This is a genomic window from Acidobacteriota bacterium, assembly GCA_035529075.1.
Classification (GTDB): Bacteria; Zixibacteria; MSB-5A5; order GN15; family FEB-12; genus DATKXK01.
In genome coordinates this window covers 450,353-471,039 of sequence record DATKXK010000014.1, presented here as the reverse complement: position 1 = coordinate 471,039, position 20,687 = coordinate 450,353, and the positions used below count along the sequence as shown (strand labels likewise).

Here is a 20,687-nt window from a genome sequence, read left to right as displayed (position 1 = left end):
CCCGGCCCGGGCATCAGGAAGGAAACCACCCTATAATCGGCAGTATGATGTTCGATCAGTTGACAAAAAAAGACCGGTGCCGGGCTCTTGATAAGCCCGCACCGGTCAGAATCTCCGTCGGCCCGGATCGCGAATCCGGATTCAGGATCAGGGGGCAGCCTCCTCGATGAAGAACTCCACCTTGTAGGTCACCCACATAGCGACGGGTCGACCGTTCTGAATCGCCGGTTTGAACTTGCACTTGTAAGAGGCACCAACGGCCGCCTCATCCAGCGAGGTGGTACCGCAAGACTGATAGAGCATGGCGTCCTTGACGTTGCCGTTCCTGTCAACGAGGGCCTTAACCCGGACCAGCCCCTCCAGGCCGGCCTGTCGAGCCAGGCGCGGGTACTCCGGTGTCTCGTAGTAAATCATCTCAGCGACGATCTCCACCGGCGTAAACTCATCGGGAGCCGGGAGATACTCGTCGTCCTGGATGTCGACGACAATGTCAGCGCCACCTGAACTGGCCGAAGTAATGTCGGGAGCCACAATTTCCGCCAACTCCTCGCGGGTGGCCAGGGTAACGTCGTCGTCCATAACCTCATCGTCGGCGACCGGCTTCGGAATACCGACTTTGGGAGCCACGGCGTTGGGCTGATTGACTTTTACCTGAGGCGGTTTCTTGGCGATAGCCGGGGGTGGGCCGAGGTCAGCAACTGTCCTGATCGTCACCGGCGTCGCTGAGGCTATCACTTCCTCCTCCGACCAGACGGATATGACCCAGGCGACCGCGAGAATGAACAGCACCGCCCCCAGCGTGATACCGGTACCGAACAGGAAGTTGCGCTGGTACTTTAACTTCAGCTCGTAGGCACCGTACGGGGAGTAGACGGCGTTATCGTAATAAGATCGCATCACAGGCCTCCTTCCTGGCTGACCTGAGCCTGGGCGGCGGTCATGACTCTGTCGTCACGCTCCTCCCACTTGCCGATGGCATACCGGTACGAGAATTTCTGGTCGCTCGGAATCTCGCTGACCTTAACACCAAGGCGATCGGCCGTATTTTGATTCCAGGAGCGTTCTATGACGTCAATCTCGTCCAGGATGTTGACCATATCCTCGTATCGGGCGTCTCTATGAATAAGAACAAGCGTGCTCAGCCTCGGGTTCTGGCGATTCTGTTGGACCAACAGACCGCGCAGGGTGTCCGGGTAAAACGTGTAAGCCACGGTGTCCGGCTTAGCCGGGTCGCCCGGAAGGAGCTTCGGCAGGTTCTCCGGAGTGGGCGTCTTTAGATTCCACCAGTAACGGTTCTCACTGTCCACCCGTACCGTAAGCAGGTTGGATTCCCGGATCTCGACCTGCTCCTCCTGCTCCACCGGCGGCAGGTTGATCTCCATTGCCTGCGGCATCGAGAACACCGTCGTCACCATGTAGAAGATGAGCAACAGGAAGGCGATATCCACCATCGGCGTCATGTCGATGCGGATGGCTAACCGCCTCTTGGGGCGCCGTAATCCCTTTTTCCCGGGCTTTGCTGCGCGTTCGGCTACTTCGCCGGCCATATCTTACGTCACTCTCCTTTCACCTGTTACGTCACCAGCGGGTCACACGACGGTGAACCATCAGGCTTCGGCCTCCTCCATCTCGTTGTCGGTGATGATGAGGAAGCGTTCGAGGTGGTTTTCCTGCATCGACCGCATAACATCCTGCATCACCCCGAAGCCTGCGTCCCGGTCGGCTTTAATCACGACCAGGGCCCGGACATTTTTGCTGCGCGCCCGGAGGATTTCGCTGGACACGTTATAAATATCGCACGTGCGCACCACGCGCCCTTTGGTCTGAATGTCCTGGCCGTCAATGTTGATGTTCACCAACTGCACGTAGTCCACGTAGATGGAGTCATGCTTGGTAACGGTGATATTAATAACGTCTTTGTCCGGCAGCTCAATCTGCGAGTGCGACTGCGGCAACTCGACCGCGCGCGCCTCCGGCGGCTTGAACTGAGTGGTGGCCATGTAGAAGATCAACAGCAGGAAGGCGATATCGACCATAGGCGTCATATCGATCCTGATGGAGATCCGACGCTTTTTCTTAATCCCCATGGCTTACTTGCCTTCTTTGGTCTTCAGAATCTGTAACACCTCAAACGTGGCTTCGTCAGTAGTGTAATTAAAGGCGTCCACCTTGTTTACAAAGAAGTTGTAGAAAAAGATCCCGAGGATCCCGGAGGTCAGACCGCCGGCGGTGTTGACCAGCGCCTCGGAGATTCCGACCGCCAACTGGGTGGCATCGATAACACCGCCTTCCACGTTGCCGGTGGCGGCAAAGGCGCGGATCATGCCGATGGTCGTGCCGAGCAGACCCACCATGGTGGCAATCGAGGCGATGGTTGACAGGGCGATAAGATTCCTCTCCAGCAGCGGACCCTCGAGGGCGTTGGCCTCTTCAATCGCTGACTGCGTGAGCTGAAGCCGCTTGTCGGCGTCGATGGAAGCATCGCTCCTGAGATCCCTGTAGCGTTCAATGCCGGATCGAAGGACGTTGGCAGTAGTACCGCGCTGTTTGTCGCAGGCAGCCAGGGCGCCCTCGTAGTCATCGGTCTGGAGAAGGGTCACAAGCTTCTTGAAGAACACCTGGACCGAACTGCGGCCCTTGGCGACTGAGTACAGTGAGAAATAGCGCTCGATCACGAAGACAAGCAACATGATCAGGATCATGATCAACAGCACTACCAGCGGACCCCCCTGATAAATGGAATGGATGATCGGCGATTCAGACGTCCTGAACACTCCGTACCAGAGACCGAATCCGATAGCAAAGGCGACGATGGCGTTGAGCGTTACGAAGAGTGTTTGCTTAACCACTTGTTACTATCCTCCAACTTACACAGAATTAGATTTCCACGGCCTTGACGGCCACCAGAATCGAGGCGGCCAGCGTTATGAACACGCCCCACGAGAGCGTTGCAAGGAACACTCCGGGGCCATAACTGTCTCCCAGGCTGGCATACAATCCCGCCGTTCCTTCACCGTAGTCGGCGCCGAAAAACGACAGGAACGCCGCAAGAAAGAACAGCACCAGAGGCAACCAGTTGAACCTCAGATATTTCTTTATCCTCACGGCCTGTTCGTCGGCGGACCCTTTCAGCCCAAACAGGCAGTACAGGGTGAGTGCCGGCAGCACCAGACACAGAAGCCCGTAGAGCAGGAAGATGATGCCCGTCAGGACAAGGACTGCCCCGGACGTAAACACGTGCGAACCGACCGATCCCAGGGCAATGAAGGAACTGATCCCGGAGAGACGATCGTATTCCCGACGAACTCTCCGGCGAGCCATGTGCCCGGTGAGAATCTCCTCGTTGCTTTGTGAGGACATCTCCTGAGCGGGCGTCGCCTCGGATTGTTCAGACGTCCCGGCCGGGTCCTCCTGATTTTCGACAGGGGCTGAAAGGGCGGCGGTATCAGCTGCCGCCATCGCCGCCAGCGCGCTGTCCCCCACCATCAGGGAATCGGCCGGCTCTTCAGTTACAGCAGCCGGAGATTCGTCAGCGACCTCGGTATACGCGGAGTACCAGGGGAAGAAAAGCGCCGCCCAGACGATGACACTGGCGAACGCGAGAACAATCCGCTCTTTGAAGGACATCCGCTCTTCGAGGAGTTTGCTGTCCAGCCGGGTCGACGCGCCTTTCCCCCGCCGGTCGCGGGCCTGTTTTTCGAACTCAGACTTTTCATCCTCGCTCTTGAACAGATCCTTCGGCTTCCCGGGAAAAACCTCAAACCCGATAAACTTCATCCGCTGCAGATCGGTGATGCGTTTTCGTGCCGTCTCTTTTTTGTCCTCTTCAGTCATGCCGACTCCAGTCCACTACGTACGAATGCGGTTGCCCGTTGACACGTCGTCAATACTCGTACCTTATGTTGTCCTGCGCCTCCTTGGCCTCAGTGTCGCTCGGATCGCACTGCAGCACCTTGGCATACCAATCAAAGGCGTTCTTGAAATCAGCCTTGGCTTCACCTTTGGTCTCAACGGCCCGCAGGTGATAACACTGGGCGATCCACTTGGTAATGTCGTTGTCGGCACAGGGCCCCCCGGAATCGGTAACACAGGTGTACGCGTCCGTGAGATACCCGAGTGCCTCGGTGTAGTTCTTCTCGCAAACACCGCCAAAGTAGGCGTAACCGAGCGACTTCTTGGCCACGCAACTGGAGGGGTCCAGAGCCAGGAGTCGTTCGAAATAGGTCACGCCGTTGGCGCAGTCGGCAAGTTGATACAGATACGTATTGGCAACAAGCAAGACGACTCTGTCATCATTCAAGCTATACTCAAGGTAATGGTCCAGATAGCCGATCGCGACCTCGTAGAAGTTCGTGTCGGGATCCGGGCCGGCCAGCTCTTCCTCTTCTTCCTCCATATCCAGGTCGCCTTCATCGCTTCGCTGCGCATTAGCGATATTGAGAGCACAGTAGCCGGCGTTCTTGTAAATGCTGGCGGAAGCGCTGTCGATGCCGAGGGCGATCCGGCGGTCGTAGAACTCTATGGCCTGAACGTAGCTCTGGACACTGTGGTAAGCCACAGCGGTGTTTTGCAGGACCCGCTTTTGATCGGGAGCCGATTCGAGCGACTGCTTGTAGTACTTGATGGCCTTCGAGAAGTCCTTCGGCTGCTGATAGAAATAGCAGTCGCCGAGAAGTTGATAAACTTCAGCATCTTGTATAGCGGTGGAATACTCCGCAGGCTGCTCTTTAATCCAGTCCAGATGCCGAAGCAGCATTTCTGCGCCCTTCGCGAACTGTCGGATTCCCCATAGAGCCTTACCGTAATAGAAATACACATCCCTCGGCTCATAGGGGATACCGAGAACCTGCTCAAAGTACGCGACCGCTTCCTCATAGCCGAAAATATTCGTGTAGGCCATAGCCAACTCGAAAAACGGGCGAACCGTGGACGAGTCAGGCTGGGCCTGAGACAACTCGAGGTAGCGCTTGTACGACCCGATGGTTTCCTTGAAACGCTCCTCCCGTTCGGCGCGCGTTCGCGACGAGAGGGCCGCCTTGAAGTAGATGCCGCCTGCCCGCATCCAGGCCTGGGCGTGAGTGCTGTCCTTCGTAAGGACAACTCTCAGCTTCTCCATGGCGCAGTTGTAGTCCCTCATGTCGAGGCAGGCCTCGGCCCAGTGGTAGTAGACCTCCAGCGAACCGGTATCGACCTGGAGAGCCTTTTCGTACTCAACGGCGGCCAATGACGGTACACCCTGGAAGAAGTTGGCGTCTCCCAGGTTGATGTGGTACTCGGCGTTCTGACTGGCGTGCTCAGCCCGGAGCGAGTCAATCACCAGCTGCCGGTCCTCCTCAGAAATGGGTGCGTTCCTGAGGTCCTTGAGCTTATCAGCTTCGACTCGGTCGCTCTCTGCCAGCGCGCGACGGAAGGCCCGGTCGGCCTCCTGGTAATCTTCACGGGCCATGCTCAGGAGGCCCAGGCCGTTCTCGAACTGGGCCTTGAGTTTCTTGGCCTTTTTCAGCCCCTCTTGTATTGCCTCCCCGGCCTCGTCAAGCTCGCCGAGCATGATGAGCGAGCGTGAGAGATAGTAAAGAGATTCGTAATGCTTGCTCTTTTTATCCAGGGCATCTTCAAACTGTTCCTTAGCCAGAGCGTACTGGTCGCAGTCATAGTAGAGCTGCCCCAACACGTAGTAATTCATGTGGTAAGACGGATCCGCCTCTATTTCCGCTTTCAGGAGCGCAATCGCCTTCTCGGTGTCACCGTCTTCGATACACTGCTGAATCTCCGGCTTGATGACCTGGCTGAGCACCAGCGCGAACGTGACAAGAATCACGAAGCACGAGCCGAGCAATATCGGTAAGATGCGGTCTTTCAACGTATTCACCCTCGTCTATAACCAGCACAGTCCAGCTAAAATACAGAATAATCCACCCAAGTCAAGAGAATTATCAGCAAGCCCATTCGGGCTACACATTCTCAACTTTCTCTCTGGGCAGCCTCAGTAAAACTCTCTCTGCTTGCAGAACAACATGCGCCAGCACGACGCCTGCAACAACAAGCTTCCACACATCTGTCAAGAGGTGGGCAAAGGTGATCTCAACATAAACGCCTGCGATGACAATCACCAGTGTTGAGAACGCGTCGAGGAGTCTTGTTGCCAACACCATTGTCTCCTCCATCTAGTTATACAGGTTCCGGCGCAATTCCTTTCAAGGGCACAGGTAATTGCACTGGGAACGTTTTCGATATCATCTTTCTGAAATAAAGGACAAAAACCATGCCCGTCTCCGGCAGCCGCCGATCGGGCAATATAACCTGGTATATGACAACGTCTTACGTGAATCATTTCGAAACGCGCCCACACTTCCGGATCGGCAGAGCGCAGATTGTGCGATCAGGCTGCCGCGAGACTGCCCGTAGCGGGAGGTATCTGTATGTCAGTCAACTGGTTGCGAGGGTCGCCGAAAAGTCGGCTGATTCAGCCAGGCAAAGTCAATTCGTACGGTTGTACTACCGGTGAACTCGATATACATCAGGCCGGTGAAGGCGCGCGGGTTACCCATGAAGTCAAAAGCAGGGTAGAATCGCAATTGTTGAATCACTGAATCACACACGGTTCTCAGCCGCGGGGTCCCGTCGCTGACGCCGCGAAGGTGCCCTTTACCCAGCGTGTCAATAATGGCTGTCGCGCCGACCCTGGTTCGCAACGTCCCGGAAAAACCTGAAAGCGTCAGCCGGCCCTGCCGAGCGTTGCGCGGGACGGCCGGCATCAGCAGGCCGATTTCGGCCGGCACCAGGCGAACGCGAACGGCGTGCAGCAGGTCCGATGTGTCCGGTTGATCGGGGGAAACGGGTGGCGCGGGGTAGGCAATCTCGGTGAAGAGAAGAACAGCCATGATACCGTGGCCGGGCACGGGCTGCCCGCGCCGTTTGGCGGGGGTATACCGAGCCCAGTTCATAGCCGTCAGAATCTGCTCGGCAAAATCAGGAGAGGTGGTTCGAAGCAGACTGATTTGCTGGGGCCGACCGGTGGTGTCGAAGTCAAGCTCGGCCAGGACAAATTTGACCGCAGATGACCCGTCCTGCCGCGCGGGCAGATGAAAGTATGAAGGAAACCACTCCAGGCCGGCATGCGTAACGCCGTTAAGCTCAAAGGCCTCGAAATACAGGGCACTGTTGACGATCTCCCGGCCTTGATTCACGGGAAAAGCAACCAGCGGCCTCTTTCGCCAGGATCTCAGGTGCAGAAGTATCGGCAACCGAAAAGCAACCGCCGAGCCACCAGCCAGACCGGGTTCGAATCGGCAGGCTTTCAGATACCGGTCGTAGTACGGGGCGAAGGCAGTGTCGGCGCCGCGAACCGCTCCGACATCCGTGACGTCGCCGCCGACGTCGACCGTCAACACCAGCGGGATGATACTGTCAATACCGATCACGGGACGCCAGTCGGCGCTGTCCGGTGGCAGCGCGACCGGGTAGGGCACGGCCATGCCGAAATCGACCGGTCGCGGCGGCAGGGCTGACGACGCACCGGGCTTTCCCGGAGCGATTTGTGACGGCGGCCCGCCACATCCGTCAAGCGCAGCCGATACCAGCACCAGCACGCAGGCACAGACGACGGCGGCCTGCCATCCCAAGCCCGGTCGTAACGTTCTGATGCCGCGAGGCAACAAAGCGTTGCCGGGCCCTCTGACAATGGGTATACTACGTCTTTCCGAACGGCAACTACTGATGGTAATGGTTCTGCAGCGACGCCAACTGGTCCGCAATATCTTCTCCTCCTGGACCGGATACGGGCTGAGAATTCTTATCGCCCTGTTTTTCATCCCGTACATTACGTCAGTTCTCGGAGACGACCGCTACGGGGTCTGGGTCATTGTCTTCCAGACCATCAACTATCTTTCGCTGCTCGATTTCGGTCTCGAGAGAGCACTTGTCCGATACTTGTCCCGGTTTCTGGGACAGAACGACTTTCTCAACGTTAACCGGGTACTGAACACGAGCTGGGCTATCTATCTTGCTCTCGGGACGATAATAATAGTCGCTGCCTACTTCACGGCAACGTTTTTGTTTCAGTATTTCAGGATCGAGAACGCCATGCTGCTTCAGGAGGGGCGGACGGCCTTGATAGTGGTCGGCGTTTACCTCGGCGTACGGTTCTATCTGCTGCCGTTCGGAGGTTCACTGAGCGGCCTTCAACGTCACGACATCACCGAGGTATTGCAGATGGCCGAGGAGGTGATCCGGGTCGTGGTGCTCGTCTGGTTGCTGGCCAACGGGTACGGACTGGCGGCGCTGGCCCTGGCCATTCTGGCGGTGAGTGTTTTGCGGCAGGCGGCCACGGTGCTGTGCCTGCGCAGGCTGTTTCCGCGGATCACGGCGAACCTGCGTCTGGCCAGCCGGGAGACGGCCTCGACGTTGATCAGCTACTCCCGGATTTCGTTCGGCATCACGGTCGCCTGGCTGGTGATATTCAATACGGATTCCGTGTTGCTGGGCCTGCTGAGTTCTGCGGCGGCGGCGGGCGTGTACGCACCGGGAGCGCAGATGATGCTGTATTTCAGGAACGCGGTAAACTCGATCGGCTCTCCCCTGACCTCGGCCGTGTCACACTGGGAGGCGAACCGCGACATTGATACCGTCAGACGGGTTTACCTGAAGGGCGTGAAGTACACTTCCTACCTGTCGTTCTTCATAGCGGCGGGCGTGATCGTCTGGGCCGGGCCGTTCGTGCGCCTGTGGCTTCAGCCGGAGTTTGCCGGCGCCGCCGAGGTAATGACCATCCTGTCCGTCAGTACGGCCGTCTTCATTCCGCAGATACTCGGCAACGCCATCCTGTTCGGCCTCGGGCAGCACCGGTACCTGCTGTACGTTCTCATCCTGGAGGCATCGACCAAGGTTATTCTGTCCCTGTTTCTGATAGGGCCTTACGGCATCACCGGCATGGCCCTGGCGGCGGCCATCCCCCAGCTTCTCCTGTATACGACGTTGTATCCCTGGCTCATCGGGCGCGCCCTGGAGCTTTCTCCGGGCCGCATTCTGCGAACGAGCCTGCTGAGCGGCTTGCGCGCGGCTGTCGTCGCGGTCCCGGCGGCTCTGCTGGCACGAGCCTGGCTGGTGCCCCACGACTGGCTGAACTTCTTCGGCGGCACCGTGGCAGTCACGCTGATTACGCTTTCCGCCGGCCTGTTTGTCCTGGAACCGTCGGACCGCAGCCGCTTGCGCACCCTGCTGACCTCGAAGACCAACCGTAAGACGTAGGCCTCTCGTTCAATCAGGTCGCTCAGTAGTCCTGGTGCAACTCCTGGATGGCGGTCACTATCTTGTCGACGGTCGGCAGGCAGGCGTTATCACCGTCGACGCCGTAGGCAACGCGGGCATCAATGGCCGTGACGAGCTTGATGGGTGCCTCGAGGTGATACAGGCCCTCTCCCCTGGTTATGATCGAGGCAATCGTGGCCGCGGTCCCGCCGGGGAAACGGTCCTCGGTCACGACAAGCACCTTGCCGCACTCCCTGGCCGTCTGCAGAATAGCCTCCTCGTCCATCGGCTTGACCGTCCGCAGATCCACAATCCGGACCTGGATGCCCTCTTCAAGAACGAGCTCGGCCGCCCGGCGACACATCTGGAACGTCGCCCCGTAGGTGATGATCCCTATATCGGTACGATCCTCGTGGTAAACCCTGGCCACACCGAAGGGGATCAACTCATCGATGTCCGGAACGGCTGTTTCCATGGGGACGCCTTCCCAGTCGCGTCGATTGTACAGGGCGACCGATTCGCAAAAGAGCACGGGGTCGTCGCACGCCCAGGCCGTCTTGAGAAGGCCGGCGGCATCATAGGCGTTCGACGGCACTGCGATCAGCAGACTGGGTATGTTCATCCAGGTTCCGAGATTGCCCTCGGAATGCCAGAACGCCCCCGCCCCCTGCTTGTAGCCGCCGTAAGTGGTGCGAATGGTCAACGGCATGCGAAAGAGACCGCCGGAGCGCTGGTAAGTGGTGCAGATACGATCCTTGAGCACCTGGTAGGCCGGCGACACATAGTCCAGGAACTGAATTTCGGGCAGTGGCCGCCGTCCCTGGTAAACGTGGCCCGAGGCGCGGGCAAGGATACCGGCCTCGTCCAGCGGCGTGTTGAAACACCGATCATTGCCGAACTCGCGCTGGAGGTTCTTGGTGACGAGGAAAACACCGCCCTTGCCTTTCAACCCGGCCTGCTTTTCTCTTTCGTCAATCATGTGGCCGGAGAAGTCGGCCACGTCCTCGCCGAAGAGAATCACGTCCTCGGTCAACAGGAAGAGATCGAAGAGCGTGTAGTTGATAGCGCTACGCATCGTCATGGGGCCGGCGTTTTCCGGCAGTTCCCCGGAGGCAAAATAGCCCTTATCTCTAAACTCCCGGAATTTCTCCGCACGCTTGATCTTGCACGCATCCCGATACCGCTTCCACGTTTTCCGGCACTCCTGAAAGTCATACGTGTAGACGAGGCTTTCGATGAGTTCGGTGGTTTTGGGAGTGAATGCAGCCACCGCTTTTTTCGATTCCGCCGTCACGTCCTTGTCCAACTCGTCCCATATTCGGCCGATTTCCTCCGGTTGTATGACACCGTCCTCAATGAATGCAAGGCACGTTTTGAGAATGCAGTCATTGTGCGTGTGCCAGTCCTGTTCGTCCGGGTCCATGTAGAACGACTGGTCATCGGATCCCGAATGTGATCCCTCGCGGGTCGTGCGGACGTTCATCAGCACGGGTCCGTTCCCGGCCCGACAATACTCCACGGCCTCAGCGACCCCGGCCAGGGAAGCCTTGACGTCGGTACCGTCCACCTGCAGGATTTTCAGCCCGAAGCGCTGGAATCCTTCGAACGGCGTGGTGGGGTCACCCTCCGGGAACTGCTCCTCGACCGACACCGAGATGGCCCATCCGCAGTTATATATGGCGAAAATGGCCCTTGCCTTGTAGAACGCGGCGTAGAAGACGGCGCGGGCGAATTCCGACTCCGAGGTGGAACCCTCACCAATGGCACAGACCGTGACTGCGTCCCCGGGATACCGCCCGCCGGGATGGTGGGACTGCCTGGAAACCGGCACCGGGTGCGAGATCGCTTCGGCGATGCCGGCCGCCTCGAGGGCGTGTCCGCCCGTAGGCGAGGCCTGGGGAATCACGGCCAGGTCGGGATAACCGGGGTGCGCCGGAATCTGCTGGCCCCTGTTACGGCCGCGCGAGTCACCTATCGCTTCGAGCATTTTGTCCTGCAGCGAGGCGCCGCGATAAAAGTCAAAGGCCTTGTTCCGGTAGTAGCCCACCCAGGGATCGTCCGGCCTGAGATGGCTCCCGAGAGCAACGTCGATCAGTTCCTTCCCGCCGCAGCCGATGAAAAACCGGTTATGTCCTTTTCGAAGCAACAGCTTCTCCTCGCGCTCGACGCGTCGCGCCGTCAGCATTACCTTCAGCAGACGCTTAAGTTCCGCCGGAGTTTTGCCGGCATAGGCTTCGAGCGGCTCATTCTCTTTCAACGGAGCAGGCACCTTACCTTCGTAGTGCCTGACCTTGTCTATGAGGGCAACAACTTCCACCTTGAAAACCTCCCTGGAATCTGCAGAAGGAGACTATCGTCGGGTTATTTTAGAATTCGTGGATCACTCATGTTGGATTTAACAGCGATTCTTACCCTGTGCTGCCGCTAAAATACGGGTTCCCACACAAAACGCAAACGGTTTCTGCGCAAGGCCCGGCGCACCGCAGCAGATTTATCCCTTGTCAGGCAGTGTCTTAGTACGTAATATCGGGTTACCAATCAAACGGTTAGCCAAGGGGAAAAACATATCATGCCAAGACCCGCCAGACGGAAAGCCAGGCGACGGAAACTGACGGCTGAGGATCTGTTCAAGCTCAGGATTGCCACGTCCGTGTCACTCAGTCCCGATGAACGATTGCTCGCGTATACCGTGGAACGTATCGACGCGGAAAAGAACACCTACATCACCAACATCTTTGTGCACGACCTCAAGGCTCGTGAATCGCGCCAGTTTACGCACGGGGATCACGCCGACGGCCAGCCGGTCTGGTCTCCCGACGGCAAATGGCTTGCCTTTGTCTCCACGCGGGACAAGAAAACAGGCGTCTACCTGATATCCTCGCAGGGCGGTGCGGAAAGACGACTGAACGAGCTGGACGGCCACATTCAGAACCTTCAGTGGACCCCGGACGGAACACACCTCGTGTTTGCCCTGAGGTACAATGACTCGCACTTCATCAAGGATGAGAAGAAGAAAAAGGAAGCCCCGGTCTACCGGCATATCACGCGACTGTTTTTCCGCTACGACGGCCTCGGATACCTGCCCAAAGACAGCTTTCAGATATACACTCTGGAGGTGTCTTCGGGCGGACTGCGCAGAATCACCGGCGGTCAGCACGACAATCTCTACCCGGCGGTCTCGCCCAACGGAAGGTGGGTGGCATACGTCTCCAACCGGTCGCGCAACCGGGACATCGAGGTGCTCCGCGACGATTTGTTTGTGATTCCGCTGGCGGGTGGGAAAGAGCGCCGCGTCCAAACACCGCCGGGCCCCGTCAGCCACCCGGCCTTCTCCCCTGACAGCCGAATGATCGCGTACCTGGGACATGACAACCCGGACGACGCCTGGGGAGTTACGAACATGCATGTGTGGGCGGTGGGAGTTGACGGTCGTCCCAGGGCGCGGGACCTGATGAGCAGATTCGACCGGATGGCTTACGACCAGTCGATTTCCGACCTGTCGGACGTGCACGACGCCGGAGCACTGTTCTGGTCGCGTGACGGCAAAAGGCTGTTTTTTCTCTCATCCGACACCGGCGCTACCAATGCGTACTACGTGCCGAAGCGAGGCGGCAAGCCGACCTGTATTTTCAAAGGCAAATGTCACCTCAAGAGCCTGTCGGTAAGCGGCAGGAATCGCATCATCGCCCTGATTTACGCGGACATCGACACGCCGGGCGAGATTATGACCTGCCCCCCCACATACGGAGGAGAGAAGCGAGCCGTCCGGCACACGGACCTGAACCCGTTCCTGCGCACGGAGGTCGCGCCGGCCCGGACGCGGACGGTCACGTTCCGTTCGTTCGACGGTACTTTGGTGCACGGATGGCTGGTGACACCTCCCGGATTCTCACCCGGGCGGAAGTACCCGTCTATCCTGAATATACACGGCGGGCCCCGCGTTCAGTACGCCCATACGTTTTTCCATGAAATGCAGCTTCTTGCCGCCAAGGGGTACGTGGTCCTGTACACTAACCCGCGCGGAGGCGCCGGCCGCGGTAAAACCTGGGCAGAGGCTATCGCCGGGGGCTGGGGAGACTTGGATTTCAAAGACTGCATGGCGGCGGCGGATTACCTTGAGAAACAGCGGTTTATTGACCGAAAGCGCATGGGCGTGACGGGCGGTTCCTACGGCGGCTACATGACTAACTGGATTATCGGTCACACTGACCGGTTTGCCGCCGCCGTCACCCAGCGCTCGGTGGTGGAGCTTTCTTCGTTCACCGGATCATCCGACAGCGGGTGGTCACTCGGCCGCGAGTTTGAGGGCTATCCGTGGACCAACCGTGAGAACTACGACCGGTGCTCACCGATCACCTACTTCGAGAAAGTGAAGACCCCCGTGCTGATAATCCACAGCGAACATGATATGCGCTGTAACATCGAGCAGGCTGAGCAGATGTTCGTAAAACTCAAAGTTCTGGGTAAGAAGGTCGAAATGGTGCGTTTTCCCGAGGAGCCGCACGGCCTTTCACGCCACGGGCGACCGGATCGTCGGATTGCGCGCCTGGAGTGGATTCTCAGATGGTTTGACCGGTATCTCAGGGGGTAGACAGGGCCGGTGCCGGCGGGGCTACTTTTTGCGCTTGAACCAGTGTTCCTTGAGGAATTCTTCGGCCTCGGTGCGCGTACTAAAAGTCTTCGAGATCGGCCCGGTCCCACCGCCCGTAAACATTCTGTTGAGTTGCCGGTAGGTGCTGATGTTGTTCAGAACGTTGACGGACAACACCATATTGTTCGCTTGGCACCACCTGAGATGGTCGGCAATGCGGTCCGTTACCTGGGGGTACGACGTTCTCCAATTAACCAGATCGACGAGTTTGGCCCAGGGCTTACCGAGCAGCAGCTGCACCGCCTTCATGAAGTCGCGATGATACCGCTCGGCTGTCTCCTGCTTCCAGAGGCCGTAGATTTTCTCGTAGATGATCCGGTCCCCGGTGTCGACGTCAAATGTGTATTCGATACTCCACTCAGTCATGATTGCTCGGCGATAGTTCTCGGCGTCAGGAGAAAGAAACGTTCAGCAGGACAATCTGAATATAATAAGACTCCAGCAGTGGACGGGCGCAAGCGAAATCTTCAGTCCGCGCCCGGGGCCTCAGGAGATGGGTGAAAGCGGCCGTCAGCTCTGCTTTTCAATCCAGTTTTCTTTGAGATATCGCTCGGCCTCTTCCTGCTTACGGAAGGTGGACGAGATGGCCTTCACGTCTCCCTTTTCGAACATCCTGTTTAACTGACGAAAGGTGCTGGGATTGTCGAGGATGTACAGCTGGAGCCGGACGTCATTTTCCCGGCTCCATTCCATGTGGCGACCGATCACCTCGATCACAATCTCGTACGAAGTCTTCCACTTGGTGAGATCGATGACCTTGGCCCAGGGACGGCCCAGAAGGGGCTGGACGGCTTTGGCGAAGTCACGGTGATAACGTTCGGCCGTCTCTTTCTTCCAGAGCCCATAAATCTTCACGCGCGCCACCGCATGCTCCGTATCAATGTCAATAGTGTAATCAAGGCTCCAGTCAGTCACCGATGCACCTGCCTGTGGTTGTTCGTTCTTCCGGTAACGATCATAGATAACGCTGTCGGCGCCGCAACACAAGTGAAAAACGACGGCACCTCTCACAGCACGTCGATGACCGTCTTGAAGAAGAACCGCCGACCCAGGGTCGGATAGCCACCATCGCCGGATGAGTACCCGAAGTTATCCGGACGGCGCTCGTCCGTCAAGTCCAGGCCGGTCAGGATCAGCGTCAGATGAGCCCACGGTCGGACGGTCAGCGAGGCGCCCAGTTCATACACCTGCTCGATGGTCTTGGGATCCCCCCCGACAAGGGCAGTCCGGTCGGACGTATACGTGACATCGACGTGGTACGAAACCGGGCGCGCAATATCCCCGCCGGCCTCCAGGCGCCACTTGAGATCCGGCACGTACCAGGCATCGGTGTACGTCTTCCGTACATCCGTCGTTTGCTCGGCCCACTGGTAGACCAGGCTGCCTTGCAGGGCCACGGAATTGCCAAGCCGATGTCCGACGCTCAGATCCAGTCCCGTGGTACGGATCAACTCGACGTTGTGGGGAACGTACTTCAAGACGTCAGGGTCGTAGTCATACTGAATGACTGAGTCCACCGTCTGATGAAAGAGCGTTCCGCTGACATAGGTGTGCGAGCGCGGTGCCGAGAAGGACACGGTTCCAACCATGGAGCGCGACGTCTCAGGGCTCAGGTTGCTGCTGCCCCGGGTGAAGAATTCGTCCGCGAACTGCTCAGCTATGGTCGGCAACCGAAACGCATAACCGTAACCGATTTTCGCAGATAAGCTGGAGGACAGGGAACACACCACGCCCAGGTTATATGACGGCTGTACCCTGCGGTTTCTCACGAACTGGAGGCGTCCACTCAGGTCAAAGCGGAGAATACGCGCGGGGTCTACGGTGGTCCCGGCCCATACGTCGAACTGATCCTGTGACCCGGACCAGAACGAGTGCGCCTGCACCGCTCCGCCGGCGGTGCGGGTGATATCGGCCTGTGTCGCCCGGATTGACCCCGACAGCCAGTCGACTCCCCCGACGACGGCGACTGAGGAGAATTCACGCATATAGTGACCGCTTACACCGGCCGAGCGCTTGTTGTACACCGACCGCGAGTAAACATCGTCTAACTGAAAGTCCTGGTAGAGCCATCGATAATCGAGGTTCTTTTTCTCCCAGAAAAGGTCAAGGCGGACCAGACCGTAATCGCGATCCCAGAAGCGGTACCTGAGGTCGAATGAGTAGTTTTCATCCTTCTGGTGGTCGTAAAGACTCCAGGCATCTTCGGAGCCGTGGATCGGGACGGCCGTCCGATCGGGCACCGGACCGGGAACACCGAGGCTGTCGGAGAAGTAGCGGCCCCACAGGGAGATACCCTGGCGGTCGTCGGGAGAGAGATAGTCCCCACGGAGGCCGAAAAGGACTCTCTCGGAGCCGGCGTTGTCCCGACGATTGTCGGTACGGGCAAACTCGGCAAAGCCACCGATCCCGGCGGTGGCAATGGACCGGGCCATGTCAAGCCGGTACAGTTGCGTGTATTGCGAGCCCAGTTTTGTCGTCACGGCAAGCCGGTCGACCAGAACCGACCGGGAGATCAGGTTGATAACGCCCCCCACGGCGTCGGCACCGTAGAACGCCGACTGCGGTCCCTTGACCAGCTCCAGGCGATCTACCTCCTCGGAGCTGTAGTTGGACAGGCTGAAGCCGCCCAGAGAATAGTCCCTGACGACGCGCCCGTCATACAGGAGCAGCATGTGCCGGTTGCGCAGTCCCCAGCTTGATAAGGTGGAGAGCGAACCCTCGCCGGATTGCTGCCGGATGTCCACCCCCGCCCGTCCGTCAAGGGTCGATTCCAGGCTTCCCTGGATAGCGATCGTTTCGGCAGAAACGGCGGTGACCGGCCAGACTGATTTTTCCGGCAGCAGGCCGAACCGGTTGGCGGTGACCACGATGCTGTCGGGCAGTTCGCGCGGCGCCTGGGCGCCGAGCGCTTCCTGCCGGTCGTTTTGCAGGATAGTCGTATCGCCCTGAGGTAACTCGGTTTCGGCCCGGGCTCCACTCGCGCCCAGCACCACCGCCATGAGGATAGAAAGAAGACCGTGCTTCACAAAAACCTCCTCCGGTCGCCGGGAGCACGGCCATGGGAAACTTCCGGATGGCCCACGCGTCCGGCTGGCGTCATGGTTGGGTCCCGGCAGGTTTCCTGACTCCGGCTTCAGACCTCCCGCGAGCGCCTTCCCCATTGATCCGACAATGAGTGGCAGAGTGCCCGGGAAGTAGCCAACACAGTAGCGGGGCTGCGACGGATTCGCACCGTCTTCCCTTTTACCCGTCGACAACTGACGGCACCGGGACGATGTAGAGACAAAGATGTCCGGCCACAGGTCACGTGTCAAGCACTGAATGTAGATTGAAGCCGACGGTAGTGTCACCCGGGAAGGCTGCAGGCAGGGCTCAGGTTCGGCCCGGGGCACCGGCCGCCGTATCACGCTTGCGGATATCCTGGTATTCCGGTTTTCCCCCGCCCTGGTATTTCGACGGGCACTTTACCAGGATCTGCTCGGCGACAAAGAGGCCCCCCTCACCCGGTTTCCCTTTCAGAACCACGGACGTGGCCTGCTCAAAATTGCCCGGCACGACACCGTAGTAAACGACCGACAACCGGTCAGCCGACAGTTTATCGTCGGCCTCGGGGTCATAGACATCGAACAGTAGCCGAGTGTTTTCGACGTCATAGCGGACGCGATCGACGTCGATCCTGCCCATCACCTGGACGACACGGCGGCTGGCGGCGGCCTCCCTGATGGAAACGTATTGAACGGTGGTTTTGAAGAATGCCGTGGCGCCCCAGACGACAAACACGATTATGGTGAGAATTCCGAGAACGTATCTGGCCTTCACCGAGAACCTCCTGACGCGCCGGTTGAGGCGTGCGGCTTACCGCGACCGGCGTTATTCCAGCCAGACGAATCTGAAAAGCAGATACGACGCCGTTACCATCACTACCGTGTAGGCGATCAGCACCTGTATTTCCGGAGCCACCTGGCCCAGGGTACCGCCATCGAGCGCCCTGGCGCCGGCCCCCACCAGGACCATCATAGGAACAATCACGATGGGCAGGGCTACCACCGCGAAGAGCGCACCCTTCATGGCGGCCCGGGCGATGATCGCCGCTACCAGGGTGGTCGCGGCACACAGAGCCAGGACACCGAGGAACGTGATGAGCACGAAAATCCCAACGCCGTCCGTCGGTGCATCCATGAAGAGAAAGAAGCCGGGCGTCACGACAATCGTAATCGCAGACAGCAGCGTCAGATTGAAGAAGAGTTTTCCGAGGTAGACGGCGCCGGGGTCGGCGTTGAGTCTGAGCGCGAGCGAGGTCCCGGCTTCTTCCTCGCGGATGAAGGCCTGGGCCAGACCGGCCATCGACGAAAAGAACATGATCACCCAGAACAGGGCCGAGAGCATTTTGGGCGGCAGGCCGCTCTGCCCGAGCGAATACGAAACCATGGCCAGCGCCGCAATTCCGAACAGAAGTATGGTGCTGACGGCGTAGCGCGTCCGCAGTTCCTGCTGAAGGTCCTTGGCGTAGACGGCGAACGCCTTACCGGCTAACCCGGCAGAGTTGCGAGGCAAGGCCGTACTCCTCTTGTTCATTGGTTGCGATCACCAGAATGGTACTGTCTCGGCATTCCTCAATAATATCACGGACCGTCCGTTTGCCTTCCTCATCGAGGTTCGAGGAGGGCTCGTCCAGAAACAGAAAGGCAGGTTTTTTCAGCAGGCCCGTTGCGTACTTGAGCCGCTGCTTCATGCCGGACGAATACTCGCCGACAAGATCCATACCTCTGCCCTCCAGGCCTACGCGCGCGAGCAGAGAATCCACCTGCTTGCCGGTGATGGCATATCCGGACACGGTGGCAAAAAACTTGAGATTTTCTTCAGCAGTGAGACTGTCGTACAAGTGGAAGTAGGGCGAGACCAGGGACGCATGAGTACGGACCTGGTCGGCGTCCATGGCAGCGCCGTCGTGGTAGTACGTGATTTCTCCCCGCGTCGGCCGCAGGCCGGCCAACAGCGTCATGAGCAGGGTCGTCTTCCCGGAGCCGTTGGGCCCGATGACGGCGAGCGACTGGCCCGTCGTGAGATCAAACGAGATATCGGTAAAGACCTGGCGCGGGCCGAAACGTTTGGCCAGGCTGCTGACCTTCAGTCTGAACATATTGCCAATTAAGAAGATGATGCGACGAAATCAAATCAAAAAAAGTCCCGGAAACCGGCGCTCCCGGGTTAGCGAAGTAAGGCTGTTCGCGAGGCCAGTCACTTTCCGCCGGTGGCGGTGCTCTTATCGCCTGCGCGGTACAGCCGCTTGATCGGAACCGTGAAGCGTGACTGCAGGGCGTCGTCGAATTCAAGCGTCAACGACTCCTCGAAGTCAGTTGCAACCGCCTCTTTGAAGACAGTGATCAGGGCTTCCACCGATTCGCCCGCCTTGACCTTGTCCGGCACTTTCACGCTGAAGCTCTTGAAGGACGAATCTGCCACGCTGATGTTGAGGTTCCGGTCGCTCCGATTTTCGATGAAGAACCGCGCCCGGCGCCGAGGTCGCTCATCGAACTGAGACACGTCCACCACCGGCGGGGTGATCGCGACGGCGCCGCCGTTCTGCGGCTGGACCTCGAGTTCGGCGTGGATTTTCACGTAGACCTTGTCAGCCGAGGCATTTGTCTCTATATACGGGCGCTTGGCAACGTGGCCGCGGAAATAGCCGGTCGAAAAGACGATGTGCAGGTTGGTGCTGTCTCCGGGAGCAAGAGTGCTGTCGGACACCCAGGATTTCGTGCATCCGCAGCCGGGAACGACGTTCGTAATGATCAGCGTATCATCCCCGGTCGACTTTATCCAGAAGTCGTGCGTGACGACGGCACGCTGGACGGTCTTACCGAAATCGAACTCGTCGTGGGAAACCTCCACCGAGGGGCCGCCCGCCGCCGCCTTTGACAGGGCGAGCAGGCTCAGACAGGTCAGGGCTAATCTACGCATTGCACTTCCTCATGCGCAAGCCGTCCGCATCCGGGACACGAGATACTCATGAGATTATGTGGAACAGACGCCCCCACCGCACCTTATGGAAGAAGTGGATGGCATTATACACGAATACGCGAGGAACCGACAGCGGATCATCCACGGACACCTCGGGCGACTCGTATTTTGACTCATCCCACGACCAGTGGATCAACAGGGCCTCGCCGAGAACCAGGTCCTTCGGGACGGCCCGCCAGTAGCGTGAGTCATAGGAGTTGTCCCGGTTGTCACCCATCATGAAATAACTGTCTCCGGGAACGACGTAGGGGCCGAAATTGTCCCGGCTGTTCTGGCCGCCGACCCGGCGCGGCATTATCACCGGCCGACCGTCGGCCGTCGTGTCGATGTACTTGGCTCTTTCGGGGTTTTCAAACTGCCGGCCGTTGACGTAAAGGATTTTGTCCTTGACCTCAACGGTGTCACCGGGCACGGCGATGCAACGCTTGATGTACTTGGTCTGTCCGTCGCCGGGGAACAGGAAAATCACGATATCGCCCGCCTGCGGTTGGTCGAAAGCGGGCAGTCGCCATCCCACCACCGGCAACACCGCTCCGTAGACGAACTTGTTGGCCAGCAGGAAGTCACCGACCAGAAGCGTATCCTCCATCGACGCCGTGGGGATCTTGTAGGCCTCGACGATCGATGTCTTGATAACGAGTGCCAGGATGACAGCCAGGCCTATCTGCTTGAGGTTGCTCCAGACGCTGTTTACCATGCCGGCCTGCGTTTCCCGTTCTGTTGATCTTCGCGTCATTGCCAAAACCGCTTATTTTACTGTCGTTCCCGT

General features: G+C 58.6%; 19 protein-coding genes and 1 riboswitch. Of the genes, 2 read left to right on the top strand and 17 right to left on the bottom strand.

Translation table 11 applies throughout. The features are described from left to right. Positions 1–147 precede the first annotated feature (147 nt). The 8 genes from VMY05_09550 to VMY05_09515 all read right to left on the bottom strand — a co-directional run bounded on the left by VMY05_09550 (position 148) and on the right by VMY05_09515 (position 7,622). The gene (locus VMY05_09550) at positions 148–897 is read right to left on the bottom strand and encodes a TonB family protein (protein ID HUV31318.1); all 750 of its coding nucleotides are present in this window, start codon (positions 895–897) and stop codon (positions 148–150) included. Next, positions 897–1,547 (bottom strand): biopolymer transporter ExbD, encoded by a 651-nt coding sequence (locus VMY05_09545; protein ID HUV31317.1) that lies wholly within the window; start codon positions 1,545–1,547, stop codon positions 897–899. Before VMY05_09545 ends, VMY05_09550 begins: the two co-directional genes overlap by 1 nt. A 60-nt stretch (positions 1,548–1,607) precedes the next feature. Beyond that, positions 1,608–2,087, bottom strand: a complete 480-nt coding sequence (locus tag VMY05_09540; protein HUV31316.1) for a biopolymer transporter ExbD — start codon at positions 2,085–2,087, stop codon at positions 1,608–1,610. A gap of 3 nt (positions 2,088–2,090) precedes the next feature. After that, complete coding sequence (locus VMY05_09535) at positions 2,091–2,849, bottom strand: MotA/TolQ/ExbB proton channel family protein (GenBank protein HUV31315.1); 759 nt, start codon at positions 2,847–2,849, stop codon at positions 2,091–2,093. A gap of 28 nt (positions 2,850–2,877) precedes the next feature. Then, the gene (locus VMY05_09530) at positions 2,878–3,834 is read right to left on the bottom strand and encodes a hypothetical protein (GenBank protein HUV31314.1); all 957 of its coding nucleotides are present in this window, start codon (positions 3,832–3,834) and stop codon (positions 2,878–2,880) included. Between the two features lie 49 nt (positions 3,835–3,883). Further along, the gene (locus VMY05_09525; GenBank protein HUV31313.1) at positions 3,884–5,860 is read right to left on the bottom strand and encodes a tetratricopeptide repeat protein; all 1,977 of its coding nucleotides are present in this window, start codon (positions 5,858–5,860) and stop codon (positions 3,884–3,886) included. Between the two features lie 91 nt (positions 5,861–5,951). Beyond that, positions 5,952–6,164 carry a hypothetical protein gene (locus VMY05_09520; GenBank protein HUV31312.1) on the bottom strand — a complete coding sequence of 71 codons (213 nt, stop codon included), beginning with the start codon at positions 6,162–6,164 and terminating at the stop codon, positions 5,952–5,954. Positions 6,165–6,422: 258 nt separating this feature from the next. After that, entirely contained in the window at positions 6,423–7,622 is a 1,200-nt protein-coding gene (locus tag VMY05_09515; protein HUV31311.1) for a hypothetical protein, read from the bottom strand. Positions 7,623–7,680: 58 nt separating this feature from the next. On the opposite strand from VMY05_09515, the gene VMY05_09510 reads away from it, so the two are divergent. Continuing rightward, complete coding sequence (locus VMY05_09510; GenBank protein ID HUV31310.1) at positions 7,681–9,246, top strand: oligosaccharide flippase family protein; 1,566 nt, start codon at positions 7,681–7,683, stop codon at positions 9,244–9,246. Between the two features lie 22 nt (positions 9,247–9,268). On the opposite strand, the gene VMY05_09505 is transcribed toward VMY05_09510, so the two are convergent. After that, the gene (locus tag VMY05_09505) at positions 9,269–11,563 is read right to left on the bottom strand and encodes a thiamine pyrophosphate-dependent enzyme (GenBank protein HUV31309.1); all 2,295 of its coding nucleotides are present in this window, start codon (positions 11,561–11,563) and stop codon (positions 9,269–9,271) included. 252 nt (positions 11,564–11,815) lie between these two features. On the opposite strand from VMY05_09505, the gene VMY05_09500 reads away from it, so the two are divergent. Further along, on the top strand, positions 11,816–13,837 hold the full coding sequence (locus VMY05_09500; GenBank protein HUV31308.1) for a S9 family peptidase: 2,022 nt from the start codon (positions 11,816–11,818) through the stop codon (positions 13,835–13,837). A 21-nt stretch (positions 13,838–13,858) separates the two neighbouring features. On the opposite strand, the gene VMY05_09495 is transcribed toward VMY05_09500, so the two are convergent. The 8 genes from VMY05_09495 to lepB all read right to left on the bottom strand — a co-directional run bounded on the left by VMY05_09495 (position 13,859) and on the right by lepB (position 20,654). Next, positions 13,859–14,263, bottom strand: coding sequence for a hypothetical protein (locus VMY05_09495; protein HUV31307.1), 405 nt, complete (start codon positions 14,261–14,263; stop codon positions 13,859–13,861). Positions 14,264–14,407: 144 nt separating this feature from the next. Continuing rightward, the gene (locus VMY05_09490) at positions 14,408–14,812 is read right to left on the bottom strand and encodes a hypothetical protein (GenBank protein HUV31306.1); all 405 of its coding nucleotides are present in this window, start codon (positions 14,810–14,812) and stop codon (positions 14,408–14,410) included. Between the two features lie 92 nt (positions 14,813–14,904). Next, a complete protein-coding gene (locus tag VMY05_09485; protein ID HUV31305.1) occupies positions 14,905–16,923 on the bottom strand; it encodes a TonB-dependent receptor plug domain-containing protein in 2,019 nt (672 codons plus the stop codon). 67 nt (positions 16,924–16,990) lie between these two features. Next, a riboswitch (cobalamin riboswitch) is annotated at positions 16,991–17,183 on the bottom strand. 86 nt (positions 17,184–17,269) lie between these two features. After that, on the bottom strand, positions 17,270–17,716 hold the full coding sequence (locus tag VMY05_09480; GenBank protein HUV31304.1) for a cytochrome c maturation protein CcmE: 447 nt from the start codon (positions 17,714–17,716) through the stop codon (positions 17,270–17,272). Positions 17,717–17,767: 51 nt separating this feature from the next. Beyond that, on the bottom strand, positions 17,768–18,451 hold the full coding sequence (locus tag VMY05_09475) for a heme exporter protein CcmB (GenBank protein ID HUV31303.1): 684 nt from the start codon (positions 18,449–18,451) through the stop codon (positions 17,768–17,770). Next, complete coding sequence (locus VMY05_09470; protein HUV31302.1) at positions 18,420–19,037, bottom strand: ABC transporter ATP-binding protein; 618 nt, start codon at positions 19,035–19,037, stop codon at positions 18,420–18,422. Before VMY05_09470 ends, VMY05_09475 begins: the two co-directional genes overlap by 32 nt. Positions 19,038–19,135: 98 nt before the next feature. Next, the gene (locus VMY05_09465) at positions 19,136–19,858 is read right to left on the bottom strand and encodes a DUF1573 domain-containing protein (protein ID HUV31301.1); all 723 of its coding nucleotides are present in this window, start codon (positions 19,856–19,858) and stop codon (positions 19,136–19,138) included. 46 nt (positions 19,859–19,904) lie between these two features. Next, entirely contained in the window at positions 19,905–20,654 is a 750-nt protein-coding gene (lepB, locus tag VMY05_09460) for a signal peptidase I (protein ID HUV31300.1), read from the bottom strand. Between the last annotated feature and the right edge of the window lie 33 nt (positions 20,655–20,687).